Here is a 24153-nt window from a genome sequence, read left to right as displayed (position 1 = left end):
CGTGGCCGTCACGCCCCCCGTGCCCGGCCCGTGCTCTCCCGTTCGATCAGCCGGGGCACCGGCACCCTGACCGTCCCGGCCGGGCCGCCGTCGAGCAGCGCGGTCAGTTCGCGGGCCGCCGTACGGCCGAACTCCATGCTGTCCCGGGACAGGGCGGACAGCCACGGTTTCACCATGCGGCACAGGGCCGAGTCCTCCCAGGCCACCACCGACACGTCGGCCGGCACGGAGAAGCCGAGTTCGGTGGCGGTGGCGACGCCCGCGAGGGCCATCACGTCGTTGTCGTAGATCAGGGCGGTCGGCGGGGCGGCCGAGTCCAGGACGCGGCGGGTGACGGCGGCGCCCTCCGCGTCCGAGTAGTCGGTGGTGATCGACTCCACCCCGGTGAGCCCGCGCCGCCGGGCCTCGGCCCGCAGGGTCCGGATCCGCCGCTCGGTGTGGGCCAGGCCGGCCAGCCCGGCGATGTGCACGATCCGCCGGTGCCCGAGGGCGAAGAGCCCGTCCACCACCGACGCCATCGCACCCGCGTCGTCGGCCCACACCGTGGACAGCCCGGGGTGCCGCTCGTCCGGCGCGCCGCCGATCACCACGGCGGGCAGGCCGAGTTCGTCGAGCAGGTCCGGACGCGGGTCGTCGGTGCGCGGGTCCACCACCAGGACGCCGTCCACCCGGTGCTCGGCCCACCACCTGCGGTAGACCGCGCACTCGTCCGGCACGTCCTCCACCACCTGGAACAGCAGCCCGAGGTGACGCTCCGCCAGCACTTCCTGGATGCCGGAGACGAGCTGGAGGAAGAAGGAGTCGACGCCGAGGGTGTCCGCGGGCCGGGCCAGCACCAGGCCGACCGTGGCCGCACCCTCGCCCGACAGCGCGCGGGCCGCCGTACTGGGCCGCCAGCCCAGCTGCTCGGCGACCCGGCGCACCCGCTCGCGGGTGACGTCGGAGACGCCCGGCCTGCCGTTGAGGGCGAAGGAGACGGCGCTCTCCGAGACACCGGCACGGCGCGCGATGTCCTTCATCGTCGGCCGGCGCGCCGGGGACCGCTTGGCCGGCATGTTCCCTCTTTTCTCGGCGGTGATCGCTAAAGCGCTTGAGTGGATGCAGCCTAAAGCGCTTTAGTCTCTCTGGCAAGTCTCCTCAGTTACCCGTCTGACCTGCACTAATGCTGGGTTCGCGGCTTTAGCGGCTACGAATCCATTGACTTTTCCCGAACGCGGCGTGCATGGTCCTTGCCGACACCAGCCGCAGACGCCGCAAGGGAGCCGTGTCACCGTGCCCATATCCCGCAGAGCACTCGCCGCCGCCGTCACCGCCCTCGTCCTGCCGCTGAGCGCGTGCGGCTCCGGCGGTGGTGACGGCGGCTCGACGGACGCCTCCGGCAAGGTCGAGGGCGACATCACCTTCCAGACCTGGAACCTGCGCGCCAACTTCAAGGGCTACTTCGACGGCCTGATCGCCGACTTCGAGAAGAAGTACCCGGGCACCCACGTCAAGTGGGTCGACCAGCCCGCCGAGGGCTACGCCGAAAAGATCAGCGCCGACGCGGCCGGCGGCACCCTGCCGGACGTCGTCAACGTCTCCCCGGACCTGGTGGCGCCGCTCGTCAAGGCGGGACTGGCCATGGACCTCGACAAGGCCGCCGCGAAGTACCGGAGCGAGTACCTGCCCGGCGCCTGGGCCAGCCACCAAGTGCCCGGCGTGGCCGGCACCTACGCCTTCCCCTGGTACCTGAACACCGGCCCGATGTTCTACAACAAGGCACTGTTCAAGGAGGCCGGGCTGGACCCGGAGAAGCCACCGAAGACGTACGACGAACTCTTCACCGACGCGCGGCAGATGGCACAGAAGTCGGACGGCAAGGTGGCCACCCTCGCCAACATCCCCGCGATCGAGGACTTTGGCCGCTACGGCGCCTCCCTCATGAACAAGGACGGCACCGGCTTCGCCTTCAACGACGCCAAGGGTGTCGAACTCCTCACGAAGTACAAGCAGTTGTACGACGCCAAGGGCCTGGACCCGCAGGCACTGAACGCCACGCCGGAGTCGGCCGGCAAGAAGTTCCTCACCCAGGCCGTCGCCATGAACCCCGGCAACGCCCTGGACCTGGAGAACTTCAAGACGCAGGCGCCGAGCCTCTACAAGAACATCGGCATCACCGACCAGATCACCAACACCGGCCACGCCAACATGTACGTGATGGGCCTGATGGTGAACTCAAGGACCAAGAACACGCCCACGGCCGTCGCCTTCGCCCACTACGTCACCGACGCCGAGCACCAGATGTCCTTCGCGAGGAAGGTCGCCATCTTCCCGTCCACCGCCGGTTCCCTCGACGACCCGTACTTCACCAAGGAGGACGGCACCGACGCGACCCGGGTGCGCATCGCCGCCGCCAAGTCGCTGAAGAACGCGGTCAACTACACGCCCGTACTGTTCAGCGAGCAGATGAAGACCGCGCTGCGCAACGAGGTCGGCAAGGCGATGCAGGGCAAGCAGAGCCCCAAGGCCGCGCTCGACAACGCTGTCAAGGCGTGTGACCGGCTTCTGCAGCAGCAGGGATAGCGCACCATGGCCACCTCCACCGTCTCCCGGACGCGCCCGTCGCGTCCGGCGGGGCGCCCCGAGCGGCGCCCGGCGTTCCGGATCAGGCGCCAACTGCCCACCAGTCCTTGGCTGTTCGCCGCCCCGGGACTGGTGATCACCGGCACCTTCATCCTCTACCCGTTCGTCTCCACGGTGATCAACGCCTTCACCGACCGCCGCACCCTGATCCCGGGCCGGTTCGTCGGCCTCGCCAACTTCCGCGAGCTGCTGCACGACGACATGTTCTGGATCGGCCTGCGCAACAGCGCGCTGTACGTCGTCGGCGTCGTCCCGGCGCTGGTGCTGCTGCCGCTGCTGCTCGCCCTGCTGGTGCAGAAGAACATCCCCGGCATCACCTTCTTCCGGTCCGCCTTCTACACCCCGGTCGTCGCCTCGATCGTCGTGGTCGGTCTGATCTGGGTGTGGCTGCTGGACGAGCGCGGTCTGGTGAACTCGCTCCTGGAAGCGGTCGGGGTGGGCAAGGTCGGCTTCCTCAGCGACCAGTGGCTGCTCCTGCTGAGCGCCATGGCCGTCACGGTCTGGAAGGGCCTCGGCTACTACATGATCATCTATCTGGCGGCGCTCGCCAATGTGCCACGCGAGCTGCACGAGGCCGCCGCGGTGGACGGCGCGGGCCCGGTCCGCCGCTTCCTCACGGTCACCGTGCCGGCCATCCGCTCCACCATGGTCCTGGTCGCCGCGCTCTCCTCGGTCTCCGCCTTCAAGGTGTTCTCCGAGGTGTATCTGCTGGCCTCGCCGAGCGGCGGACCGGCGGGCGAGGACACCACCCTGGTGATGCTCGTCCAGCGCACCGGCACCGGCCTGACCGGCCGCGTCGGCTACGCCTCCGCGATCTCCCTGGTCGTCTTCGCCGTCACCGTCGTCCTGATGCTGCTCGTCCTGCGCGCCGACCGGAGGGAGGACTCGTGAGCGTCGCCGAGAAGGCACCGGAGACCGGCGCGCGGCCGGCCCGTGCCCGCACGCCCCGCTTCACCGACGACAACGGCCGCCGCATCCGGGCGTGGGAGCTGATCCTGCGCTACGTGCTGCTGATCGTCGTACTCGCCCTGACCGTCGGCCCGTTCGTGTGGCAGCTGTCCACCTCGCTCAAGGGCCCCACCGAGGACATCTTCAGCTCCCCGCCGAAGTTCCTGCCCAGCCACCCCACCCTGCACAACTACGAGCGGGTGTCCGCGACCATCCCGGTCTGGGACTACGCCCTCAACTCCCTGAAGGTCGCCGCCGCCAACGTCGTCACCAACTGCGTCGGCTCCGCCCTCGCCGGGTACGCGCTGGCCCGGCTGCGCTACCGGGGGCGCCGCGTGGCCGCCCTGGTCTTCGTCCTCGCGATGCTCGTGCCCGCGGAGGGCATCGTCATCGCCCAGTTCACGACCATGCGGGAACTCGGCCTGAACAACACGCTCGTCGGTGTCCTCCTGCCCGGTTCCATCGCCGCGATGAACGTCCTGCTGATGCGCAACGCCTTCCTCAACCTGCCCTACGAGATCGAGGAGGCCGCCTACGTCGACGGCGCCAACGTCTGGCAGCGGTTCCTGCGGATCGCGCTGCCCTCGGTCAAGGGCACCCTCGCCGTCGTGGCGATCTTCGCCTTCATGGGCGCCTGGGACGACTTCCTCTGGCCGCTCATCGTGCTCAGCGACCCGTCCAAGTTCACCCTGACCATCGGCCTCAACTACCTCCACGGCACCTTCGCCAACGACGAACGCCTCGTCGCCGCGGGCACGATCATCGCCGTGGCACCGCTGATCGCCCTCTTCGCCTGCCTCCAGCGGTACTTCTTCCGCGGGGTCGGCGAAGGCGCCGTCAAGGGCTGACCGAAGGACCGGCCGGCACCGCCGGTCCCAGGGCCGACCCCGTACCCCACTTCCGCGAGGACCCCGTATGCCTTCTGCCGTGCGCTTCGGCGTCAACTACACCCCGAGCCAGGGGTGGTTCCACCACTGGCTCGACTTCGACCTCGACGCCGTACGCGCCGACCTGGACTCCATCTCCGCGCTCGGCCTGGACCACATCCGGGTCTTCCCGCTGTGGCCGTACTTCCAGCCCGACCGCGCCCTGATCCGCCCCCGCGCCGTGGAGCACCTGGTGCAGCTGGTCGACGCCGCCGCCGAACGGGGGCTCGACGTCAACGTGGACGGCCTGCAAGGGCACCTGTCCAGCTTCGACTTCCTGCCCGCCTGGACCCGCACCTGGCACCGGCGCAACCTCTTCACCGACCCCGAGGTGCTCGACGGCCAGGCCGCCTACCTGCACACCCTCGCCGCCGCCCTCGCCGACCGGCCGAACTTCCTCGGCATGACCCTCGGCAACGAGGTCAACCAGTTCTCCGCCGGCCCCCACCCCGACCCCGACCGGGCCACCGCCGACCAGATCGACGCCTGGCTGGAGCGCATGCTCGCCGCCTGTGAGAGGGGCGCCCCCGGCAGACTGCATCTGCACGCCGAGTACGACGCCACCTGGTACCAGGACGACATGCCCTTCACCCCGGCCCAGGCGGCCCGGCGCGGCGCCCTCACCGCCGTACACTCCTGGGTCTTCAACGGCACCGCCCAGCGGTACGGCCGCACCTCCGTGGCCACCGAGCACCACGCCGCGTACCTGATCGAACTCGGCAAGGCCTGGGCCGACGATCCGCACCGGCCCGTCTGGCTCCAGGAGGTCGGCGCCCCCGCCCCCCTCGTCCCCGCCGAGCACGCCGCCGCCTTCACCGAGGCCACCGTCGCGAACGCGCTGGACTGCCCCGACCTGTGGGGCATCACCTGGTGGTGCTCCCACGACGTCTCCCGCGACCTCGCCGACTTCCCCGAACTCGAGTACACCCTCGGCCTGCTGACCAACGACCGGCGCCCCAAGGACCTCGCCCGCTCCCTGTCCCGCGCGGCCCGTGAGCACACCGCCGCGCCGGCCCCGCGCACCACCGCCCTCACCGTCCCCGCCGACCCGGCCGCCCGCTCCCGCTGCGCCCCCGGCGGCGACGTCTTCGAGGCGTTCTTCCGGCTGACCGCCGACGGCGCCCGCCCCACCACCGTCCTCGACACCCGGGCGGCCGACCAGGGACACCTGGCCGCCCGCGGCCTCACCGAGATCGTCACGCCCGACCAGGTACTCCACACCCCCCGAGGAGGCACCCGCTCGTGAATCCCACCAGACGCACCGTCCTGCTCGCCGGCGCCGCCGCCGCGTTCCTGCCCGCGCTGCCCGCCGGCACCGCCCAGGCCGCCCCGAAGGCGACGGCCGCGCTCCAGCCGTACGCCTCCTACTGGTACCCGGACTCCCTGCCCTCCGGCAGCCCCGGCCCCGGCATCACCTGGCGCAGCCTGAAGACCTGGCGCGCCGCCACCGACACCGACCTGCCCTTCAACGCCGCCTCCGTCCCGCTCGCGCCCCGCTTCACCCCGACCCCGGCGAACACCACCGCCCGCGCCGGGCAGGCCCGCGTCCAGTCCCTGGTCTCGTTCGGGCCCACCTCATCCAACCCCTCCCAGGGCTCCGCCACCGCCGACTACTACGCGCTCACCCACTGGGCGTACGTCGACGAGCTGGTGTTCTGGGGCGGCTCGTCCGGGGAGGGCCTGATCCTCGCCCCGAACGCCCCCGTCGTGGACGCCGCCCACCGGCACGGCGTCCCCGTCCTCGGCAACGTCTTCCTGCCGCCCGCCGCCTACGGCGGACAGCTCCGGTGGACCCGCGACCTGGTGCAGAAGGACGCCGTCGGCCACTACCCGCTCGCCGCCCAACTCGTCGCGGTGGCGTCGGCCCACGGCTTCGACGGCTGGTTCGTCAACGCCGAGACGGGCGGCGGCGACAGCGCCCTCGGCGCCGACATGCTCGGTTTCATCAAGGAGTTGAAGCGGCTCGCCATGGCCGCGGGCCAGCGGATCACCTGGTACGACGCGATGACCGTGAACGGCTCGGTGAGTTGGCAGGGCGCGCTGAACGCACAGAACCAGGCCCTCTTCCAGGCCGCCGACGACATGTTCGTCGACTTCCGCTGGAGCGCGTCCTCGCTCGCCTCCTCCGGTCAGAAGGCCCTCCAACTCGGGCGGAGTCGCTACGAGTTGTGGGCCGGTGTCGACGTGGAGTCGGGCGGCTGGAACTCCTTCGTGGACTGGGACGCGATCGTGCCCGCCGACCGCGCGCACGTCGCCTCCCTCGGCCTCTACCGGCCCGAGTGGACCCGCAACCACCTGCCCGCCGGCCACAGCCCGGAGGACTTCCACACCGCCGACGACCGGTTCTGGACCGGCCGCTCCCTCGACCCGTCCCGTCCCGACACCACCGACAGCTGGCGGGCCCCGGCCGTGTCCGTCGCCGACCGCTCGACCGTCGCCTCGCTGCCGTTCGCGAGCGTCTTCAACACCGGCCACGGACTGCGCTGGTACGAGAACGGGGAGGTCGCCTCCGACGCCCCCTGGAACCACCTCGGCCTCCAGGACCGGCTGCCCTCCCGGCGCTGGGTGGTGCGCACCGACGGGCAGCGGCCCGCCGTCGCCTTCGACTTCGCGGCCGCCTGGCGCGGCGGCAGCAGCGTCCTCGTGGACGGCGCGCTCGACCGTCCCGCCGTGCTGGACCTGTACGCGACCCGGCTGCCGCTCGGCCCCGACACGGTCGTCGAGCTGACCCATCGCACGGATGCGGGGGCCGTCCGTGTCGAACTGGCCGTGGCGACGGCCGAGCCGGACGCGGCCGGCGCCGCACCGCCGTACACCTATGTACCCGTGCCGGCCGGGTCGGGCGACGGCTGGCACACGTCGGCCGTCCGGCTCACCGGGCTGTCCGGGACCGTGCACGCCGTCGGTGTCCGGCTCACCGCCACCGGCGGCGGTCCGGTGCGGTGGCGGCTCGGCGGCCTCGCCGTCCACGACCGCACCGACACCCCGGCCGCCCCCTCCGGTCTGCGGGTCACCGCCGCGTCGGGCGGCGACCTGCGCCTCGCCTGGGACCACGCGGCCCCCGGGACGGTACGCCACTACACCCTGCACCGTGTGCTGCCCGACGGCACCCGCCGCTTCCTGGGCGGCACCGGCCAGCGGGCGTACTTCACCGGTGGCCTGACGCCCGCACCGGGCGAGCACGCCGCACGGTTGGAAGTGCGCGCGGTCGGGGAGTTGTACACCTCGTCCGCCCCCGCCACCGTCACCCACCCCTGGTAGACCGATCCACCCGCTGACGTACGACCTACGGAGCATCCCGCATGCATGACGACCGCAGTCTGGTCGAAGCGCGTCTCAAGCGCGTCCTCGACGAGCGCATCCGCCCCGCCGTGTACCCCGAGTCCGTCCCCCTCCAGGTCGCGGTGTGGCACGCGCCCGGCGAGCCCGTGCCGGTCGCCGAGGGACTGGCCGCCGAGCCGGAGCCGATCGAGGTGGGCGCCCGGTGGGGTGCTCCGTGGGGCACCAGCTGGTTCCGGGTGACCGGGACCGTGCCGAAGGAGTGGGCCGGGCGGACCGTGGAGGCGCTGCTCGACCTCGGCTTCGACGAGAACATGCCCGGCTTCCAGTGCGAGGGGCTGGTGTACCGGCCCGACGGCACCCCGGTGAAGGGCCTCAACCCGCGCAACCAGTGGGTGCGCGTCGGCGCGCCCGTCACCGGCGGCGAGGAGGTGCGGCTGCACATCGAGGCGGCCTCCAACCCCGTGATCCTCGACTACCACCCCTTCCTGCCCACCCGGCTCGGCGACAGGGAGACCGCGGGCGGCGAGCCCCAGTACACCCTGACCCGCATGGATCTCGCGGTCTTCGACGAGACCGTGTGGCAGCTGGTGATCGACCTGGAGGTGCTCGGCGAACTGATGGCCGAGCTGCCCGCCGACTCGCAGCGCCGCTACGACATCGTGCGCGCCGTGGACCGGGCGCTCGACGCGGTCGACCTCCAGGACGTGAACGGCACCGCCGCCCGCGCCCGCGACCGGCTCGCCCGGGTGCTGGCCGCGCCCGCCGTGTCTTCCGCGCACCGGATCAGCGCCGTCGGGCACGCGCACATCGACTCGGCGTGGCTGTGGCCGCTGCGCGAGACGGTGCGCAAGGTGGCCCGGACCACGTCGAACATGACCGCCCTCCTGGAGGACGAGCCGGACTTCGTGTTCGCCATGTCCCAGGCGCAGCAGTGGGCGTGGGTCAAGGAGCACCGGCCCGAGGTGTGGGCGCGGGTGAAGAAGGCGGTGGCGGACGGGCGGTTCGTGCCGGCCGGGGGGATGTGGGTGGAGTCGGACACCAACATGCCGGGCTCGGAGGCGATGGCCCGTCAGTTCGTGCACGGAAAGCGGTTCTTCCTCGACGAGTTCGGCATCGAGAACGACGAGGCATGGCTGCCCGACACCTTCGGCTTCGCCGCCGGACTGCCGCAGATCATCAAGGCGGCGGGCTCCACCCGGCTGCTCACACAGAAGATCTCCTGGTCGCAGACGAACAAGTTCCCGCACCACACCTTCCGCTGGGAGGGCATCGACGGCACCCGCATCTTCACGCACTTCCCGCCGGTCGACACCTACAACTGCTCCATGAAGGGCAGTGAGATCGCGCACGCCGCCCGCAACTTCAAGGACAAGGGCGTCGCCCGGCACTCGCTGGCGCCGACCGGCTGGGGCGACGGGGGCGGCGGCACCACCCGCGAGATGGTCGCCAAGGCCGCCCGGCTGCGCGACCTGGAGGGCTCGGCGCAGGTGGTGTGGGAGACCCCGCGGGCGTTCTTCGAGAAGGCCGAGGCCGAGTACCCGGAGCCGCCCGTCTGGGTCGGGGAGTTGTACCTGGAGCTGCACCGCGCCACCCTCACCAGCCAGGCCCAGACCAAGCAGGGCAACCGGCGTAGCGAACACCTGCTGCGCGAGGCGGAGCTGTGGGCGGCGACGGCGGCCGTGCGCACCGGTTTCCCCTACCCCTATGAGGACTTGGACCGGCTGTGGAAGACGGTGCTGCTGCACCAGTTCCACGACATCCTGCCCGGCTCGTCCATCGCCTGGGTGCACCGCGAGGCACGGGCGACCTACCGGCGCGTCGCCGGGGAACTGAGCGGGATCATCGAGGCCGCCCAGCGCGCGCTGGCGGGCGAGGGCGGCACGCCGCTGGTCTTCAACGCGGCCCCGCACGTCCGAGCGGGCGTCCCGGCCGGTGCCGCCGGGACCCCGGTCGCCGAGGGCCGTACCGAACTGAGGCCCCGCGAGGGCGGCGGGCACGTCCTGGACAACGGCCTGCTGCGCATCGAGATCGACGGCCGCGGCCTGGTGGTCTCGGCGTACGACATCGACGCCGACCGCGAGTCGATCGCGCCCGGCCGGGCCGCCAACCTTCTCCAACTGCACCCGGATTTCCCCAACATGTGGGACGCCTGGGACGTGGACGAGTTCTACCGCAACACCGTCACCGACCTCACCGACGCCGAGTCGGTCACGCCCGGCGAGGACGGCGCGTCGGTGCGGATCGTCCGGTCCTTCGGTTCCTCCCGCGTCACCCAGGTGCTCTCGCTGCCGCCGGGGGAACGGCGGCTGGTCCTGGACACCGAGGTCGACTGGCACGAGACGGAGAAGTTCCTCAAGCTGGCGTTCCCGCTGGACGTGCACGCCGAACGGTACGCGTCGGAGACCCAGTTCGGGCACGTCTTCCGGCCCACCCACACCAACACCTCCTGGGAGGCGGCCAAGTTCGAGGCGTGCAACCACCGCTTCGTCCACCTGGCGGAGCCCGGCTGGGGCGTGGCGATCGTCAACGACTCGACGTACGGCCACGACGTGACCCGCACCGTCCGCACCGACGGCGACCGCGGCACCACCACGACGGTCCGGGCGTCGCTGCTGCGCGCCCCGCGCTTCCCCGACCCCGAGACCGACCAGGGCGTCCACCGCTTCCGGCACGCGCTGGTGCCGGGCGCGGACATCGGCGACGCGGTGCGCGAGGGCTGGCGGATCAACCTGCCCGAGCGGCGCACGACCGGCGCCCGGGAGGTCGCGCCGCTGGTGTCGGTGGACTCGGACGCGGTGGTCGTGACGGCGGTGAAGCTCGCCGACGACGGCAGCGGTGATGTGGTGGTCCGCTTCCACGAGGCCCACGGCGGCCGGGCCCGGGCGACGCTGACCGCCGGGTTCGAGGTCGCCGAGGTCACGGTGACCGACCTGCTGGAACGCCCCCTGCCCGATGCGGCGGCACCCCGGCGGGACGCCGACCGGATCGAGGTGCGCCTGCGGCCGTTCGAACTGGTGACGCTGCGGCTGCGGCGGCGCTGAGGTGCTGCCCGCCTTCCGGGTGAGATCCTGCCCCTGCTCGAACGGATCCCGCCCGGAGCACGAACGACGCCGGTATGACCGCCGCTTCCAAGGAGGCGGCGGTCCCGGCCTGCCCGGTGGCGACCCGGCCGGGCGAACGCGGCTCCTCGGCCATTAATTCGGTTGGCGGCGGCGAGGAGTTGTGGTGGGATCAGGGCAACGGGGGCGGCTCCCCGGCGCGCATCCTTCTCACCTTCTCTGAAAAGTCTCGGCGCGCCCACTCTCCGTCCCCGTTCTGCTGTTCCAGGTCGTCGTGGAGGGGAATCCCCTGTTGCTCGCTGCCGAGTCCGTACTGCTGCGCCGTATCCAGACCGTGTACGTGGACGGGGCGTCCGCGTCCGGCGGCGGTACCGGACCCGCGCTGCGTCGGCTCGAGGCCGAACTGCTCGGCCGCGGTCACGTCCTCTCCCCCGCGCTGCACGCGGCGCTCGGCACCCTGGTCCCCGAGGTGCTGGCGGCCGCGCACACCCGCCTGGTCGGGCTGGCCGACGAGCTGCTCGGCTCCCATCGCACCCACGTCCCGCTCTTCCGCCGCTTCCCGCACACCGTGCCCCGGGACACCGAAGCCCTGTACGTGGACCGGGTCTTCGCCTTCCTGCTGCAACAGCCGGACCAGCCCTGCGTGTTGTGCGGCGAGGCCCGCACGGTGTTCCCCGTCTCGCCCTGCGCCCACCTGGTGTGCCGGCTGTGCTGGGACGGGTCCGACTACGAGGGCTGCCCGGTCTGCCACCGCCGGATCGACGCGGACGACCCCTTCCTGCGGCCGGTGCGTGCCATCGGCGCCGCCAAGGCACCGGTGGCCGGCCCGCTGCGGCTGCTGCGCCTGGGCACCGACCGGGCCGCCGACGCCACCGTCCTGGTGGACTCCCTGCTGGCCCGGCGCACGCCGCTCTCCCCGCAGGACCGCGACGATCTGCTCACGCTGCTGCCGCTCACCCCGGCCGGCCGGGGCCTGCTGCCGGAGGAGATACCGGTCCGGGAGACGAAGGCGATGGTGCTGGCCGCGCTGGTCCGTGCGGCGCCGGACGGCCTTCCGGTGCGGAAGCTGCTGGCCGAGCGGCTCACCACGGCCACCGATGTGCTGCGGCTGCTCGCCGTGCTCTCCGGCGGCGACGCCGGGCTGGTGACACCGTCGCCGTTCACCGGACCGCGGCGCCCGCTGCGCCGCGACCTCCTCGCGGTCCTCGACGGCTTGCCGACGCCGTACCTGGTGGAGGACGTGCTGCGGCACCCCACGGCGTGGAAGCGGGCCGCGGAGGTCCTGCACCCCTTCGAGCGGCACGCCCGGCATCCGCGCGCCGCCCTCGCCTTCGCCGTGCTGCGCGGCACCCGGGTGGATCCCGGCACCGCCTTCGGCGCCGCCCTGCTGGAGACGGCCGCCGCGCACCCGGACGCCGTCCGCGTGGACGGTGCCCGGATCCGCCCGGCCACCTGGGCCGGGCGGCTGGAGCAGGCGGTCGCCGAGGGCGATGCGGGCCGGGCCGCCGCCCTGGCCGGGGAGCGGCCCGGCGAGCTGGTGCGCCGGCTGGATCTGCTGCTGCGCCTGCACACCAGCGACGACCTGGCGCCGGAGCTGGAGAAGGCACTGCTGCGCGGACTGCCGAAGGTGGGGCCGGGGCCGCTGCTGTCGGCGCTCGGGGCGCTGCGGGTCCGCACCGAGGACCGTACCGGCCGCCGCCGGGTGTTCTTCCCACGTGGCGAGGTCACCCGCGCCCTGTCCGTTCCGGAGCGACGGGCTCCGCTGCCTGCCCGGCTGGTCACCGCGGTGGTCACGCTGCTGGAGGCCGAGCTGCTGCGCCGGTTCGCCGCCGGGGAGCCGTACGCGCTGTCGGTGCTGGAGGCGGGCCTGGCCGACCTCACCGTGCCGTTCACCGAGCGGTCCACCGCGAAGGCCCTGGTGGCAGTGCCCAGGGGCAGCACGCAGACGCTGCCCGACGGCGCGGTGCTGCGGCTCTTCCTGCACTGGACCGAGCCGGACGGCAACCGTACGGACCTGGACCTGTCGGTCGCGTTCTTCGATGCCGAGTGGACGTTCACCGGCCTGTGCGACTACACGAACCTGGTGCACGGCGCGCGGTCCGCGGTCCACTCCGGCGACCTGACCTCGGCCCCGGCGCCGCGGGGCGCCACCGAGTACGTGGACCTGGACCTGGAGCGGCTGGCGGAACAGGGGGACGTCTATGCCGTCCCGCTCGTCTTCAGCTTCAACAACGTGCCGTTCGAGGAGTTGCGGGACGCCTTCGCGGGCTTCATGGCGCTGGACGCGCGGGGCGCGCGGGACGCCTCCTACGACCCGCGCACGGTCCGCCAGCGCTTCGATCTGGCGGGCGACTCGCAGGTGTGCCTGCCGATGGTCGTGGACCTGGGCCGGCGCCGGATGCTGTGGACGGACACCCATCTGCCCTCCACGGACGGCTTCCAGAGCATCGGCTCGCACGGCGGCGCGCGACTGGCGACCGTGGCCCGGGACCTGTGGGAGCAGTTCGGCTCCGGCAGCCGGACCACTCTGTGGGACCTCGCGGTGTGGCGGGCCGCGGCGCGCTCCCCGGAGGTGGCCGTGATCCGCCGGGAGCCGGAGCCCGCGCTGCTGACGTTCCGGCGGCGGCCGGAGGAGGACGCGGCCGCGTTCGCCGCCCGGGTGTCCGCCATGGAGGAGGCCGAGGAACGGCTCCCGCACCCGGACCCCGACGCCGCGGCGGCCGAACTCGCCTCGGACACACGGGTGTTCCTCGCGACGGTGCACGGGACCGTCGGACCCGCAGGGGCCTCGGGCACCTCCTACCGGTTGTTCCCCGGGGCCGGGGACGCCTCGGAGACCCTGGTCCGCGTGACCGCCGGGGATCTGGTCGCCGAGCTGGGCAGCACCTCCGCGTAGGCCCGCGCACCGCCGCCGTCGCGGCCGGGCTGGAGGGAGCACGTCGGGATCGCGGCGGCGGGCGCGGACCGTGCCGACCCGCAACCACCCCGACTCCGAAGGGCATCGCGGCGGCTGCGGCCCCGCACGGTGAAGGCCAGGAGGCCCGGATGCCGGGCGCGACCCGTCAGCCGCGTCGAAGGGCGTTGAGCCGGGCGGCCTGGCGCGTCAGATGGTCGCGCTCGGCCAGGTTCGGTGCCTTGTGGGCCGCCTCGGCGTACAGCCGCGCGGCCGTCGCCAGGTCGCCGTCGCGCTCGTGGAGGTAGGCGGCCACCGCGGCATGGCGGGGCAGTGAGTCGTCCAGCGTCGCGAGCGTCGCCAGCCCCGCGCGCGGTCCGTCGGCCTCGCCGACGGCCACCGCGCGGTTGAGCCGGACGACCGGGCTGTCGGTCAGCCGCACGAGTTCGTCGTACCACTCGACGATCTGCGCCCAGTCCGTCTCCGCGGCGGTGGGCGCGTCGGCGTGGAGGGCCGCGATGGCGGCCTGGGCCTGGAACTCGCCCAGCCGGTCGCGGGCGAGGGCCCTCTGGAGGATCCCGATTCCCTCGGCGATCAGCTCGGTGTCCCACCGACCGCGGTCCTGCGCGGCGAGCGGCACCAGACCGCCGTCGGGCGCGGTCCGGGTGGCGCGCCGGGCGTGGTGCAGCAGCATGAGGGCGAGCAGCCCCGCGACCTCGGGGTGGTCGATGCGGGCCGCGAGCTGCCGGGTGAGCCGGATGGCCTCCGCGGCGAGGTCGACGTCGCCGGAGTAGCCCTCGTTGAAGACCAGGTAGAGGACGCGCAGCACGGTGGCGACGTCGCCGGGCTGGTCGAACCGCACGCCGGACACGGTGCGCTTGGCGCGGCTGATGCGCTGCGCCATGGTCGCCTCAGGCACCAGGTAGGCCCGCGCGATCTGGCGGGTGGTGAGCCCGCCGACGGCGCGCAGGGTGAGCGCGACCGCGGACGACGGCGTCAGCGACGGGTGGGCGCACAGGAAGTAGAGCTGGAGCGTGTCGTCCAGCGCGGGCGCGGGCCCGGGCGCCGGCTGGTCGTCGAGGCGGTCCTCACGCCGTCGGCGGGCGGCGTCCGCCCGGGCCTGGTCGAGGAACTTGCGCCAGGCCACGGTGACCAGCCAGCTCTTCGCGGACCGTGGCGGGTCGGCCGGCCAGACGCGGACCGCCTCGACCAGGGCGTCCTGCACGGCGTCCTCGGCCGCCGCGAAGTCGGCTCCGCGGCGGACGAGGATGGCGAGCACGCTCGGTGTGAGGCTGCGGAGCAGGGCCTCGTCCATCCGAGGGGTCACTCCGTGACGGTGGGCGGCGCGGCCAGGAACGGGCGCACTTCGAGCCACTCGTGGATCGGCTTCCCGCCTGCCCCGGGAGCGGCCGACAGCTCCCCGGCCAGCTCGACGGCGCGCTCGTACCCGTCGACGTCGATCACCATCCAGCCGGCGATCAGGTCCTTGGTCTCCGCGAACGGACCGTCGGTGACCGGCGGCCGCCCCTCGCCGTCGTACCGGACCCACACACCCTCGGGGGCGAGCGCCTGCCCGTCGACGAACTCGCCGCTCTTCTCGAGCCGGGCCGCGAAGTCGTGCATGTACTGCATGTGCGCCGAGATCTCCTGCGGCGTCCACTGGTCCATGGGCACGTCGTTGACCGCTGCCGGAGCGCCGCGGTAGTGCTTGAGCAGCAGGTACTTGGCCATCGTGTCTCTCCTCGGTGCTGGTGCGACCCATTGTGGCCGCCTTCACCACGAGGACGGAGCCGGTCACGGGTTCTCGACATCACCGGCCGATGTTTTTCAACGCGTCAGCCGGCTTTCAGCAGCAGTTCGGCGAGTGCGTCCGGCACGGTGACCATGCAGTCATGGCCGCTCCGCAGCTCCCACACCTGCGACGCGGTGCCGCCTGGCCGCACCGCCGGCACCGGGCGGCGCGTGACGTTCCCCGGTGCGCTGCCGACGCAGTGGATGTGCGTCCGGGAGATCGCGTCCATGGCCGGGTTGTCCAGCCGGACCGGCTGCAGGAAGCAGCGCACCGATTCGTCCGACAGCATGGTGCGCAGCCACGCGGTGTCTGCCGGGTCGGTCACCCCGAACAGACCCGTGGGCGCGGGCATTTCCGGCACGGGCGGGATGCGCCAGGGGGCGTCGGAGGCGGCGGCCGCGTCGATGAGCCGCTGTGTCATGTCCGGTATGACGTCCCGTGCGCTCTCGCCGTCGGTCGGGACCATCGCGTCGACGTAGACGAGATGCGCGATCCGGTCCGGGACCTCGTTGGCCGCGCCGGATATGACCATCCCGGCGTAACTGTGCCCGACCAGGACCACGTCGGTGAGATCCTGCTCGCCGAGGAGAGCGACGACGTCGCCGATGTGGGTGTCCAGGCTGACGTCCGCAGTGAGCAGGTGTTCCTTCTCGCCGTGGCCGGTCAGCGAAGGGGCGAACACCCGATGCCCGGCCCGGGTCAGCAAGGGAACCACCCGGTCCCAGACGCGCCCGCTGTGCCAGGCGCCATGGACGAGAACATAGGTTTTCGTGTGCGGCGTACTCATGTGGAAAAACGCTACTGAGCCGATAGGTACCTCCTGGTAACCTTCGGCTATGCAGGAGTCAGCCGGAAGCGTCTTCCTCGCCGACTGCCCCGCCCGGCTCGCCATCGACATCATCACCAACAAATGGGCCGTCGTCGTCCTGTTCGCCCTCAGCCGCAGGCCCCGTCGGCACGGGGAACTCGTCGACCTCATCGGCGGCATCTCCCGCAAGGTGCTCACCCAGACACTGCGCAGACTTCAGAGCTACGGCCTGATCGAACGCCGCGTCTACGCCGAGGCACCCCCGCGGGTCGAATACAGTCTCACCGACCTCGGTCAGACCCTCACCGAACCCATCGCCGCCTTGACCGACTGGGCGAAGACGCATGGCGCCGCCGTCGCCGACTTCCAGGAAGCGGCGCGGCAGGACAGCACCTCCGGCACCTGACCCGTGACCGCCACCGGACAGGTGATCGACAAGGGCACCCCTCGCGACCCGCAACGGCGCCCGACGACAGTGTCGTGGTGTTCCCGGAGGGAGGGCCCCATGCCGGACAGCGCCGTGGCCACGGTCGCGGCCGGTGCTCGACGGCCGGCCGCGCCGAGCACCGGCCTCCCCGGGCCCACCGGCCCGCGACTCGCCGAAAGGGGCCCCGGCCGGCGGCCCCGCCCCTGCTCGCCCACTCCGGAAGAGATGATGACCAGCGCCCCGACCGCCGACACGACGGCCCTCATATCCGACCCCGCACAGGCCCAGCGCCACATCCTGCGCGTCCTGGTCGCCTCCCAGATCCTCAGCGGCGCGGGTCTCGCCGCAGGCGTCACCGTCGGCGCCCTCCTCGCCCAGGACATGCTCGGTACCACCAGCCTCTCCGGGCTCCCCAGCGCCCTGTTCACCGCCGGCTCCGCGCTCACCGCCGCCGTCGTCGGCCGCGTCTCCCAGACCCGCGGTCGCCGCCCGGGGCTCGCCACCGGCTACCTCACCGGTGCCATCGGCTCCGCCGGGGTCATCGCCGCCGCCGTGCTGGACAACCCGGTCCTGCTGTTCGTCGCCCTGTTCGCCTACGGCGCGGGCACCGCCACCAACCTCCAGGCGCGCTATGCCGGAGCGGACCTCGCCGCCCGCGGCCACCGGGCCCGCGCGGTCTCCACCGTCCTCGTCGCCACCACCCTCGGCGGAGTCACCGGCCCCAACCTCGCCGCCCCCGCCGGCACCTTCGCCAAGCACCTCGGCGTTCCGAGCCTCGCCGGGCCCTTCCTCCTCTCCGGCACCGCGTACGCGCTGGCCGCGCTCGTCCTCGCCGTCTGGCTGCGGCCCGACCCGCTGCTCCTGGCCCGAGCCGTCGCCCGGGCCGAGGAAACCGGCGCCGCGCCCCACCCGGCCGGCGCCGGCGCCGCGGATGCCGCCGACCCGGGCGAGGGCCGGGGCGGCGTGGTCCTCGGCGCCCTGGTCATGGTCCTCACCCAGCTCGTCATGGTCTCGATCATGACGATGACGCCGGTCCACATGCACGACCACGGCCATGGCACGGCCACCTCCGGCCTCGTCATCGCCGTCCACATCGGCGCCATGTACCTGCCCTCCCCGCTGACCGGCCGGCTCGTCGACCGCTGCGGGCGGACGAAGGTCGCCCTCGCCTCGGGCGTCACCCTGCTGGCCGCGGGCGTCCTCGCGGCCGCCGCGCCCGGCGGCTCCGTCGCACTGCTCGCGCTCGCGCTCGGACTGCTCGGCCTGGGCTGGAACCTCGGTCTCGTCTCCGGAACCGCGATCATCACCGACACCGTCCCGCTCGCCACCCGCGCCAGGACCCAGGGCATGGTCGACGTCTCCATCGCCATCGCGGGCGCCACCGGCGGCATGGCCTCCGGCATCATGGTCGCCGCCACCGGCTACCCCGCCCTCGCCCTGACCGGCGGCGCCCTCGCCCTGGCCCTCCTGCCCGCCATTGCCGCCACCGCCTACCGCCGATGAGGCCGGGAAGGGTTCGTGGGGCCCGAGCCGGAGGGGGAAGACGACGCCGACGGCCCGCACCGCGTCCGGCCGCCGGCGTCACCGCGTACACGTCCCGGCCCCGGCGGTCCCGTGACTGGCGCGGACGCGAACGGCCGGGTTCCGTGCGGTGCCGGCGCCCGGGCTTCCCCGCCCGGACGCCGGAATCCCAGGGCGTCAGGAGGTGAGATAGGCCTCCACCTCGCTGAACTGCCCGGCCGGCCAACCGGTGTTGGCACTGACCGACAGCCGCAGGTACCGCAGGTTCGTGCCGCTCGGCAGGGACACCGTGGCGGTGTTGCCGGTGGCCGGGTCGAATCGGTAACCCTGGGAGCCGACCACGGTGGAGTAGTTCGAACCGTCGGTGCTGCCGAGCACGGTGATGGTCTGGGTGCGGGCGCCCCACGCCGAGGACGGCGGCAGCTTCAGCACCAGCCGGCGCACCGCGTACGACGAACCGAGGTCGACCGTCAGGGATTGCGGGAAGGCGTTGTTCGCCGACTCCCAGTACGAGTTGGCGTCGCCGTCCACCGCCTTGCCGGGCGTGTAGACGTCCTGGGAACCGGTCGCCGTGGCCGGACGGCCCTTGGCGAGATTGCGGTTGGGGTCGGGCGCGGGGTTCCCCTGGCCGGGCTGCGGCCAGGTGGAGCAGTCCGACCAGGTGCTGGACCAGCCGGAGTTGCCGCCGCCGTCGGTGAGGGTGAAGGAACCGGAGTTCGCCGGGTACGGGCAGTTGTACACCCCGGCCGCGCCGACGCCGGTCGCGGTGACGTTCTTGAACGTGGCCGCCCCCTGCGCCTCTCCCTGGACCACGACCGTGCCGGTGTTCCGCACCGTCGCGCCGGTCACGTTGACGTTGCGCACGGGGTAGCCCTGCCCGCCGCCGGAGACGAACTCGAAGGCGCTGTACGGGCTGTCGGTGATCGTGGTGTCGGTGATGTTCACGGTGGCGTTGATGGCGCTGTCGTACGAGTCGACGCGCAGCGCGCCCATCGGATGGTTCCAGTTGGGGTTGAGCGCGCCGGTGCGCACCAGGGTGTTGCCGTCGACCGTGATGGTGCCGGACAGCGGCGAGAACGGGTCCATGAACTTCTGGTTGGAAATGGCGATACCGCTGCCCAGGGCGTTGGTGTCGGAGACCAGGTTGTTGCGCACCGTGATGTCGGTGCCGCCGTAGATGGCGATGCCGTTGGCGAGGTTGGGCTGGGAGACGGTGTTGTTCTCGAAGCTGGAATTGGTGTCCGGGGCGTACAGCGACCACATGGCGAGGGAGTCGTCGCCCTGGTTGCGCAGGAAGTTGTTGCTGACCCGGACGCCCCTCGCGGTGCCGTTGAGGTTGATGCCGTCGGCGGTGGTGTCGAGGATGCGGTTGTTCTCCACGACCAGGTTGTCATTGGTGCCGGTCAGCCACAGTCCGCACTTGAGGTGCTGGATCCACATGCCGGAGACGGACGAGTTCGGGCCGAGTGAGCCGTTGACGAAGTTGTCCGGGCTGGAGTCGACGCGCTCGGTGACCTCCCCGATCACCGCGAAGTCCTTGATGTGGACGTTCCCGGCGGAGCTTGACTGGTCGACGAACCGGGAGGTGTGCACGACGGAGTACCAGCTGCCCGCCCCTTGCAGGGTGACGTTCTGTACGCCGCCGAGGGAGGAGGTGAGCCGGTAGTCGCCCGGTGGGATCCACACCGTCCCGCCCTGGGCGGCGGCGATGGCGTCCCGGAAGGCCTGGGTGGAGTCGCCGTTGCCGCTGGGGTCGGCGCCCTTGGAGACGACGGACACCGAACCGGACGGCTGTGTGCCGGCCGCGGCGACCTGTTCGAAGTCGGCGACGTCGACGGTGACCTGGGTGCTGGTCGCCACGAACGCGACCTTGTCACCGGCCTGGACGTTCTGTCCCAGCAGCAGCCGGGCGTTGTCGAAGAAGTGGTGCGTCTTGCTGCCGGTGATCCAGCCGGTGTCGACGTACGAGTACTTGGACGTCACCGGAAGGGACTTGGCCAGCTTGGTGCCGTTGACGTACACGTCGAGCGAGCCGGACTGGCCGTCGGGGACGCTGTAGGAGACGTTCACCGCGTTGGCCGCCCGCGGCACGGTGAACTCCACCCGCTGCCCCGCGGACAGTCGTACGGCCTGCCGGCCGGACGCCTCCGAGGCGAGGGTGCCCTGGGTGTAGTCCGGGCCGATCTTCGTGCCGGTGGTGGTGGCCGACTCGGCCTCGACCGAGGTGAAGGGCAAAGTGGCGCCCGCGGCCGCGTGCGCGGCGGGGGCCACCGTGACGAGCATGCCCGCGGCGAGGGCGACGACCGCCCCCACGGCTGGCATGCGCCTGACATATCTGAGGGTGCTGCTGTGCATGAGCTGTTCCCTTCGTGGTGGGGGTTCGCGGGACAGCGGTGCGCCGCGGCTCAGGCGTGCAGCCAGGCCGCGGTGTCCTGCGGCAGCCGGCCCGTGTCGTCCAGCGGGCCGCTGCTGAGCAGGAGTTCCGAGTGCGCGGGGAGGTCGGCGGGGGTGGCGGAGAAGTTGACCACGCAGATCGCGCCGCCCGCGCGGGAGAAGGCCAGGACGTCGTCGGGGGCGGGGAGCCAGGTGAGGGGGCCGGTGCCGAAGCGGGGGCGCAGGGCGATGGCCCTGCGGTAGAGGGTGAGCATGGAGCCGGGGTCGCGCTCCTGGTGGTCGGCCGCGTACGACGGCCAGTCGGCCGGCTGCGGCAGCCACGGTTCGCTCTGTGAGCCGAACCCCGCATACGGCATGCCGGCGTCCCACGGCAGCGGCACCCGGCAGCCGTCGCGGCCGGGATCGGTGCCGTGCGAACGGTGGTACATCGGATCCTGTATGCGGTCGACCGGGATCTCTGCCTCCGGCAGCCCCAGTTCCTCCCCCTGGTACACGTACACCGACCCGGGCAGCGCGAGGGACAGCAGGGCGGCCGCCCGTGCCCTGCGGGTGCCGAGCGTCGGATCGGTCGGGGTGCCGAAGGCCTTGGTGGCGAAGTCGAAGGCGGTGTCCTCGCGGCCGTAGCGGGTGACCGTGCGGGTGACGTCGTGGTTGCACAGCACCCAGGTGGCGGGGGCGCCGACCGGGGCGTGTTCGGCGAGGGTGGTGTCGATCGAGGCGCGCAGCCGTCCGGGGTGCCACGGGCAGGAGAGGAAGGAGAAGTTGAAGGCGGTGTGGAGTTCGTCGGGGCGCAGATAGCGGGCGAAGCGTTCGGCGTCGGGGAGCCACACCTCGCCGACGAAGACGCCGTCGTAGGCGTCGGCGACGGCGCGCCAGGAGCGGTAGATGTCGTGGAGTTCGTCGCGGTCGACGAAGGGGTGCGGCTCCGGGTGCGTGGCCAGGTCGGGGAGGTGCGGGTCCTTGGCGAGCAGGGCCGCGGAGTCGATGCGGACGCCGGCGACACCCCTTTCGAACCAGAAGCGGAGGATGTCCTCGTGTTCCTGGCGGACGGTCGGGTGCGCCCAGTTGAGGTCGGGCTGCTCGGGGGTGAACAGGTGCAGGTACCAGTCGCCGTCGGGCAGCCGGGTCCACACCGGTTCGGTGGTGCCGGCGAACTGCGACGGCCAGTCGTTGGGCGGGAGTTCACCGTGCGGGCCGCGGCCGGGCCGGAAGTGGAACAGGTCCCGCTCGGGGCTGCCGGGACCGGCGGCGAGGGCCGCCTGGAACCAGGGGTGCTGGTCGGAGACGTGGTTGGGGACGATGTCGACGATGGTGCGGATGCCCAGCCCGCGGGCCTCGGCGATGAGTTTCTCCGCCTCGGCGAGGGTGCCGAACGCCGGGTCGATGGCGCGGTAGTCGGCGACGTCGTAGCCGCCGTCCTTCATCGGTGACCGGTACCAGGGGTTGAACCACAGCGCGTCCACGCCGAGTTCGGCCAGGTAGGGCAGCCGGGAGCGGACGCCCGAGAGGTCGCCGGTGCCGTCGCCGTCGCCGTCGGCGAAGCTGCGGACGTAGACCTGGTAGATGACGGCGTCGCGCCACCAGTCGTGGCTGCCGGGGGCATGGGTGGGCTGTCCCACTGAGCTTGCCTTTCTGTAGACGTGCGGTCGGCGTCAGCCCTTGGTGCTGCCCGCGCTGATCCCGGCGATGATGTGCCGCTGGAAGACGAGGAACAACGCCACCATCGGGATGCCGGCGATCACCATCGCGGCGAGGAGCACGGTGAGCTGGATGTTCTGCGACAGCTGGACCAGGGCCACGCTGATCGGCTGTTTGTCGGTGTCGGAGAAGACCATCAGCGGCCACAGGAAGTCCTGCCACACGGCGACCAGCGCGAAGATGGACACGACACCGAGGACCGGCCGCGACATGGGCAGGACGACGGACCACAGGGTGCGCAGCTTCCCGGCGCCGTCGATCTCGGCGGCCTCCAGCACGTCACGGGGCAACTGGTCGAAGAACCGTTTGAGCAGATAGAGGTTGAAGGCGTTGGCGACGGCCGGCAGCCAGATGGCGAGCGGGTCGTTGAGCAGGCTGGTGTGCAGCAGCGGAAGATCGGCGACGGTGAGGTACTTGGGCACGACGAGCGCTTGGGCCGGGACCATGAGGGTGGCGAGGATGCCGCCCAGGATCACCTTGCCGAAGGCGGGCCGCAGCTTGGACAGGGCGTAGGCGGCGGCCGTGCAGAACACCAGTTGGAGGGCCCAGGCGCCGGCCGCCTGGACGACGGTGTTCCACAGGTGCCGCGGGAGCTGCATCAGGTCCCAGGCGTCGGTGTAGGCACCGGTGTGCCAGTGCTCCGGCACGAGCGTCGGCGGGATCCGGGCCACCTCGTCGGGGGACTTCATCGCGCCGGTGACCATCCAGTAGACCGGGAAGAGGAAGGCCAGCGCGAAGAGGACGACGACGGCGGTGAACACCGTCCAGTAGATCGCCTTGCCGCGTGGGCGGGCGAGGGTGGCCGGGGAGATCAGGGTGCGGGTGGCGGTCACGCGGTGTCCCCCTCGTTGCGGGTGAGCCGCAGATAGACGGCGGAGAAGATGCCGAGCAGCAGCAGGAGCAGCACGCTGAGGGCGCAGGCGCCGCCGAAGTCGTTGTAGAGGAAGGCGTATTTGTAGATGAGGTAGAGGACGGTGACGGTGGCGCTCTCGGGGCCGCCGCCGGTGATGACGAACGGCTCGGTGAACACCTGCATGGTGGCGATGATCTGAAGGAGCATCAGCATCAGGATCACGAACCGGGTCTGCGGGATCGTGACGTGCCGGATGCGCTGGAGGAGGCCGGCGCCGTCGAGTTCGGCGGCCTCGTACAGCTCGCCGGGGATGGACTGCAGGGCGGCCAGGTAGATGAGGACGGTGCCGCCCATGTTGGCCCAGGTCGCCACGATCACCAGGGAGACGAGCGCGGTGTCGGTGCCGTTGGACCAGTTCGAGGTGGGCAGGTGCGCGAAGCGCAGCGCCTCGTTGGCGAGGCCGGCTCCCGGGTCGTAGAACCACTTCCACAGCAGGGCGCTGACCACTGGCGGGATCATCACCGGCAGGTAGACCACGACCCTGAAGAAGGCCTTGGCGTGCCGGAGTTCGTTGAGGACGAGGGCGAGGAGGAAGGGGACGGCGAAGCCGATGAGCAGGGCGAGCAGGGTGAAGGAGAAGGTGTTGCGCCAGGCGGCGGCGAATTCCGGGTCGTGCAGGACACGGGTGAAGTTGGCGGTGCCGACCCACTGGGGCGGGGAGCCCGGGGTGTACTTCTGGAAGGCGATCACGACCGCGCGGATCGCCGGGTACCAGGAGAACAGTGCGAAGCAGAGCAGGCCGCCGAGGAGGAACGCGTAGGCGCGGGCCTGGTCGAGCAGGCGGTGCCGCCCCCGCTTCCTTGCCTGGGGCGGCACGGGGGCCGGGGAGGCGGCGGCCGCCGTCGGCTGTCGTTCGGCCGTCTTCGTCAT

17 protein-coding genes are annotated in these 24153 nt (G+C 72.1%); 9 read left to right on the top strand and 8 right to left on the bottom strand.

All coding sequences use genetic code 11. From position 1 onward, the window contains the following. Positions 1 to 8: 8 nt before the first annotated feature. Positions 9 to 1055 carry a LacI family DNA-binding transcriptional regulator gene (locus tag BLW85_RS36625; RefSeq protein ID WP_074995760.1) on the bottom strand — a complete coding sequence of 349 codons (1047 nt, stop codon included), beginning with the start codon at positions 1053 to 1055 and terminating at the stop codon, positions 9 to 11. Positions 1056 to 1272: 217 nt separating this feature from the next. Between BLW85_RS36625 and BLW85_RS36620 the strand changes: the two genes are divergently transcribed. The 7 genes from BLW85_RS36620 (at position 1273) to BLW85_RS36590 (ending at position 13733) form a co-directional block, all read left to right on the top strand. Next, positions 1273 to 2562: an ABC transporter substrate-binding protein gene (locus BLW85_RS36620; RefSeq protein ID WP_074995759.1), complete on the top strand. Its 1290-nt coding sequence runs from the start codon at positions 1273 to 1275 to the stop codon at positions 2560 to 2562. Between the two features lie 6 nt (positions 2563 to 2568). Next, the gene (locus BLW85_RS36615; RefSeq protein ID WP_070025864.1) at positions 2569 to 3513 is read left to right on the top strand and encodes a carbohydrate ABC transporter permease; all 945 of its coding nucleotides are present in this window, start codon (positions 2569 to 2571) and stop codon (positions 3511 to 3513) included. Continuing rightward, complete coding sequence (locus BLW85_RS36610; protein ID WP_070025865.1) at positions 3510 to 4418, top strand: carbohydrate ABC transporter permease; 909 nt, start codon at positions 3510 to 3512, stop codon at positions 4416 to 4418. Before BLW85_RS36615 ends, BLW85_RS36610 begins: the two co-directional genes overlap by 4 nt. Positions 4419 to 4485: 67 nt before the next feature. Beyond that, positions 4486 to 5742 carry a glycoside hydrolase 5 family protein gene (locus tag BLW85_RS36605; RefSeq protein ID WP_107409246.1) on the top strand — a complete coding sequence of 419 codons (1257 nt, stop codon included), beginning with the start codon at positions 4486 to 4488 and terminating at the stop codon, positions 5740 to 5742. Next, positions 5739 to 7757 carry an endo-beta-N-acetylglucosaminidase gene (locus BLW85_RS36600; RefSeq protein ID WP_074995758.1) on the top strand — a complete coding sequence of 673 codons (2019 nt, stop codon included), beginning with the start codon at positions 5739 to 5741 and terminating at the stop codon, positions 7755 to 7757. Before BLW85_RS36605 ends, BLW85_RS36600 begins: the two co-directional genes overlap by 4 nt. A gap of 41 nt (positions 7758 to 7798) precedes the next feature. Next, positions 7799 to 10819, top strand: coding sequence for an alpha-mannosidase (locus BLW85_RS36595; protein ID WP_074995757.1), 3021 nt, complete (start codon positions 7799 to 7801; stop codon positions 10817 to 10819). A 310-nt stretch (positions 10820 to 11129) separates the two neighbouring features. Next, the gene (locus BLW85_RS36590; protein WP_074995756.1) at positions 11130 to 13733 is read left to right on the top strand and encodes an MXAN_6230/SCO0854 family RING domain-containing protein; all 2604 of its coding nucleotides are present in this window, start codon (positions 11130 to 11132) and stop codon (positions 13731 to 13733) included. A gap of 166 nt (positions 13734 to 13899) precedes the next feature. On the opposite strand, the gene BLW85_RS36585 is transcribed toward BLW85_RS36590, so the two are convergent. The 3 genes from BLW85_RS36585 to BLW85_RS36575 all read right to left on the bottom strand — a co-directional run bounded on the left by BLW85_RS36585 (position 13900) and on the right by BLW85_RS36575 (position 16309). Continuing rightward, complete coding sequence (locus BLW85_RS36585; RefSeq protein WP_074995755.1) at positions 13900 to 15045, bottom strand: RNA polymerase sigma factor; 1146 nt, start codon at positions 15043 to 15045, stop codon at positions 13900 to 13902. Between the two features lie 8 nt (positions 15046 to 15053). After that, positions 15054 to 15461, bottom strand: a complete 408-nt coding sequence (locus BLW85_RS36580; protein ID WP_070029899.1) for a YciI family protein — start codon at positions 15459 to 15461, stop codon at positions 15054 to 15056. 104 nt (positions 15462 to 15565) lie between these two features. Further along, positions 15566 to 16309, bottom strand: coding sequence for an alpha/beta fold hydrolase (locus BLW85_RS36575; RefSeq protein ID WP_074995754.1), 744 nt, complete (start codon positions 16307 to 16309; stop codon positions 15566 to 15568). Between the two features lie 49 nt (positions 16310 to 16358). Between BLW85_RS36575 and BLW85_RS36570 the strand changes: the two genes are divergently transcribed. Continuing rightward, positions 16359 to 16736 carry a winged helix-turn-helix transcriptional regulator gene (locus BLW85_RS36570; RefSeq protein ID WP_070029897.1) on the top strand — a complete coding sequence of 126 codons (378 nt, stop codon included), beginning with the start codon at positions 16359 to 16361 and terminating at the stop codon, positions 16734 to 16736. Between the two features lie 249 nt (positions 16737 to 16985). Further along, the gene (locus BLW85_RS36565) at positions 16986 to 18260 is read left to right on the top strand and encodes an MFS transporter (protein ID WP_074995753.1); all 1275 of its coding nucleotides are present in this window, start codon (positions 16986 to 16988) and stop codon (positions 18258 to 18260) included. Between the two features lie 195 nt (positions 18261 to 18455). On the opposite strand, the gene BLW85_RS36560 is transcribed toward BLW85_RS36565, so the two are convergent. Genes BLW85_RS36560 through BLW85_RS36545 form a run of 4 tightly spaced genes read right to left on the bottom strand, consistent with a single transcriptional unit; the run spans position 18456 to position 24153 of the window. Beyond that, on the bottom strand, positions 18456 to 20633 hold the full coding sequence (locus tag BLW85_RS36560) for a discoidin domain-containing protein (protein ID WP_074995752.1): 2178 nt from the start codon (positions 20631 to 20633) through the stop codon (positions 18456 to 18458). Between the two features lie 50 nt (positions 20634 to 20683). After that, positions 20684 to 22291, bottom strand: a complete 1608-nt coding sequence (locus BLW85_RS36555) for a glycoside hydrolase family 13 protein (protein ID WP_074995751.1) — start codon at positions 22289 to 22291, stop codon at positions 20684 to 20686. A 33-nt stretch (positions 22292 to 22324) separates the two neighbouring features. Continuing rightward, complete coding sequence (locus BLW85_RS36550) at positions 22325 to 23203, bottom strand: carbohydrate ABC transporter permease (RefSeq protein ID WP_074995750.1); 879 nt, start codon at positions 23201 to 23203, stop codon at positions 22325 to 22327. After that, positions 23200 to 24153: a carbohydrate ABC transporter permease gene (locus BLW85_RS36545; RefSeq protein WP_074995749.1), complete on the bottom strand. Its 954-nt coding sequence runs from the start codon at positions 24151 to 24153 to the stop codon at positions 23200 to 23202. Before BLW85_RS36545 ends, BLW85_RS36550 begins: the two co-directional genes overlap by 4 nt.

Source organism: Streptomyces misionensis, assembly GCF_900104815.1.
Taxonomy (GTDB): Bacteria; Actinomycetota; Actinomycetes; order Streptomycetales; family Streptomycetaceae; genus Streptomyces; species Streptomyces misionensis.
This window is presented reverse-complemented; position numbering and strand designations above follow the sequence as displayed.

Excerpts from the sequence above, each read along its gene's own strand:
- BLW85_RS36625 (WP_074995760.1), bottom strand. The coding sequence starts at position 1,055 with ATGCCGGCCAAGCGGTCCCCGGCGCGCCGGCCGACGATGAAGGACATC.
- BLW85_RS36615 (WP_070025864.1), top strand. The coding sequence starts at position 2,569 with ATGGCCACCTCCACCGTCTCCCGGACGCGCCCGTCGCGTCCGGCGGGG.
- BLW85_RS36605 (WP_107409246.1), top strand. The coding sequence starts at position 4,486 with ATGCCTTCTGCCGTGCGCTTCGGCGTCAACTACACCCCGAGCCAGGGG.
- BLW85_RS36595 (WP_074995757.1), top strand. The coding sequence starts at position 7,799 with ATGCATGACGACCGCAGTCTGGTCGAAGCGCGTCTCAAGCGCGTCCTC.
- BLW85_RS36585 (WP_074995755.1), bottom strand. The coding sequence starts at position 15,045 with ATGGACGAGGCCCTGCTCCGCAGCCTCACACCGAGCGTGCTCGCCATC.
- BLW85_RS36580 (WP_070029899.1), bottom strand. The coding sequence starts at position 15,461 with ATGGCCAAGTACCTGCTGCTCAAGCACTACCGCGGCGCTCCGGCAGCG.
- BLW85_RS36575 (WP_074995754.1), bottom strand. The coding sequence starts at position 16,309 with ATGAGTACGCCGCACACGAAAACCTATGTTCTCGTCCATGGCGCCTGG.
- BLW85_RS36570 (WP_070029897.1), top strand. The coding sequence starts at position 16,359 with ATGCAGGAGTCAGCCGGAAGCGTCTTCCTCGCCGACTGCCCCGCCCGG.
- BLW85_RS36565 (WP_074995753.1), top strand. The coding sequence starts at position 16,986 with ATGACCAGCGCCCCGACCGCCGACACGACGGCCCTCATATCCGACCCC.
- BLW85_RS36560 (WP_074995752.1), bottom strand. The coding sequence starts at position 20,633 with ATGCACAGCAGCACCCTCAGATATGTCAGGCGCATGCCAGCCGTGGGG.
- BLW85_RS36545 (WP_074995749.1), bottom strand. The coding sequence starts at position 24,153 with ATGACGAAGACGGCCGAACGACAGCCGACGGCGGCCGCCGCCTCCCCG.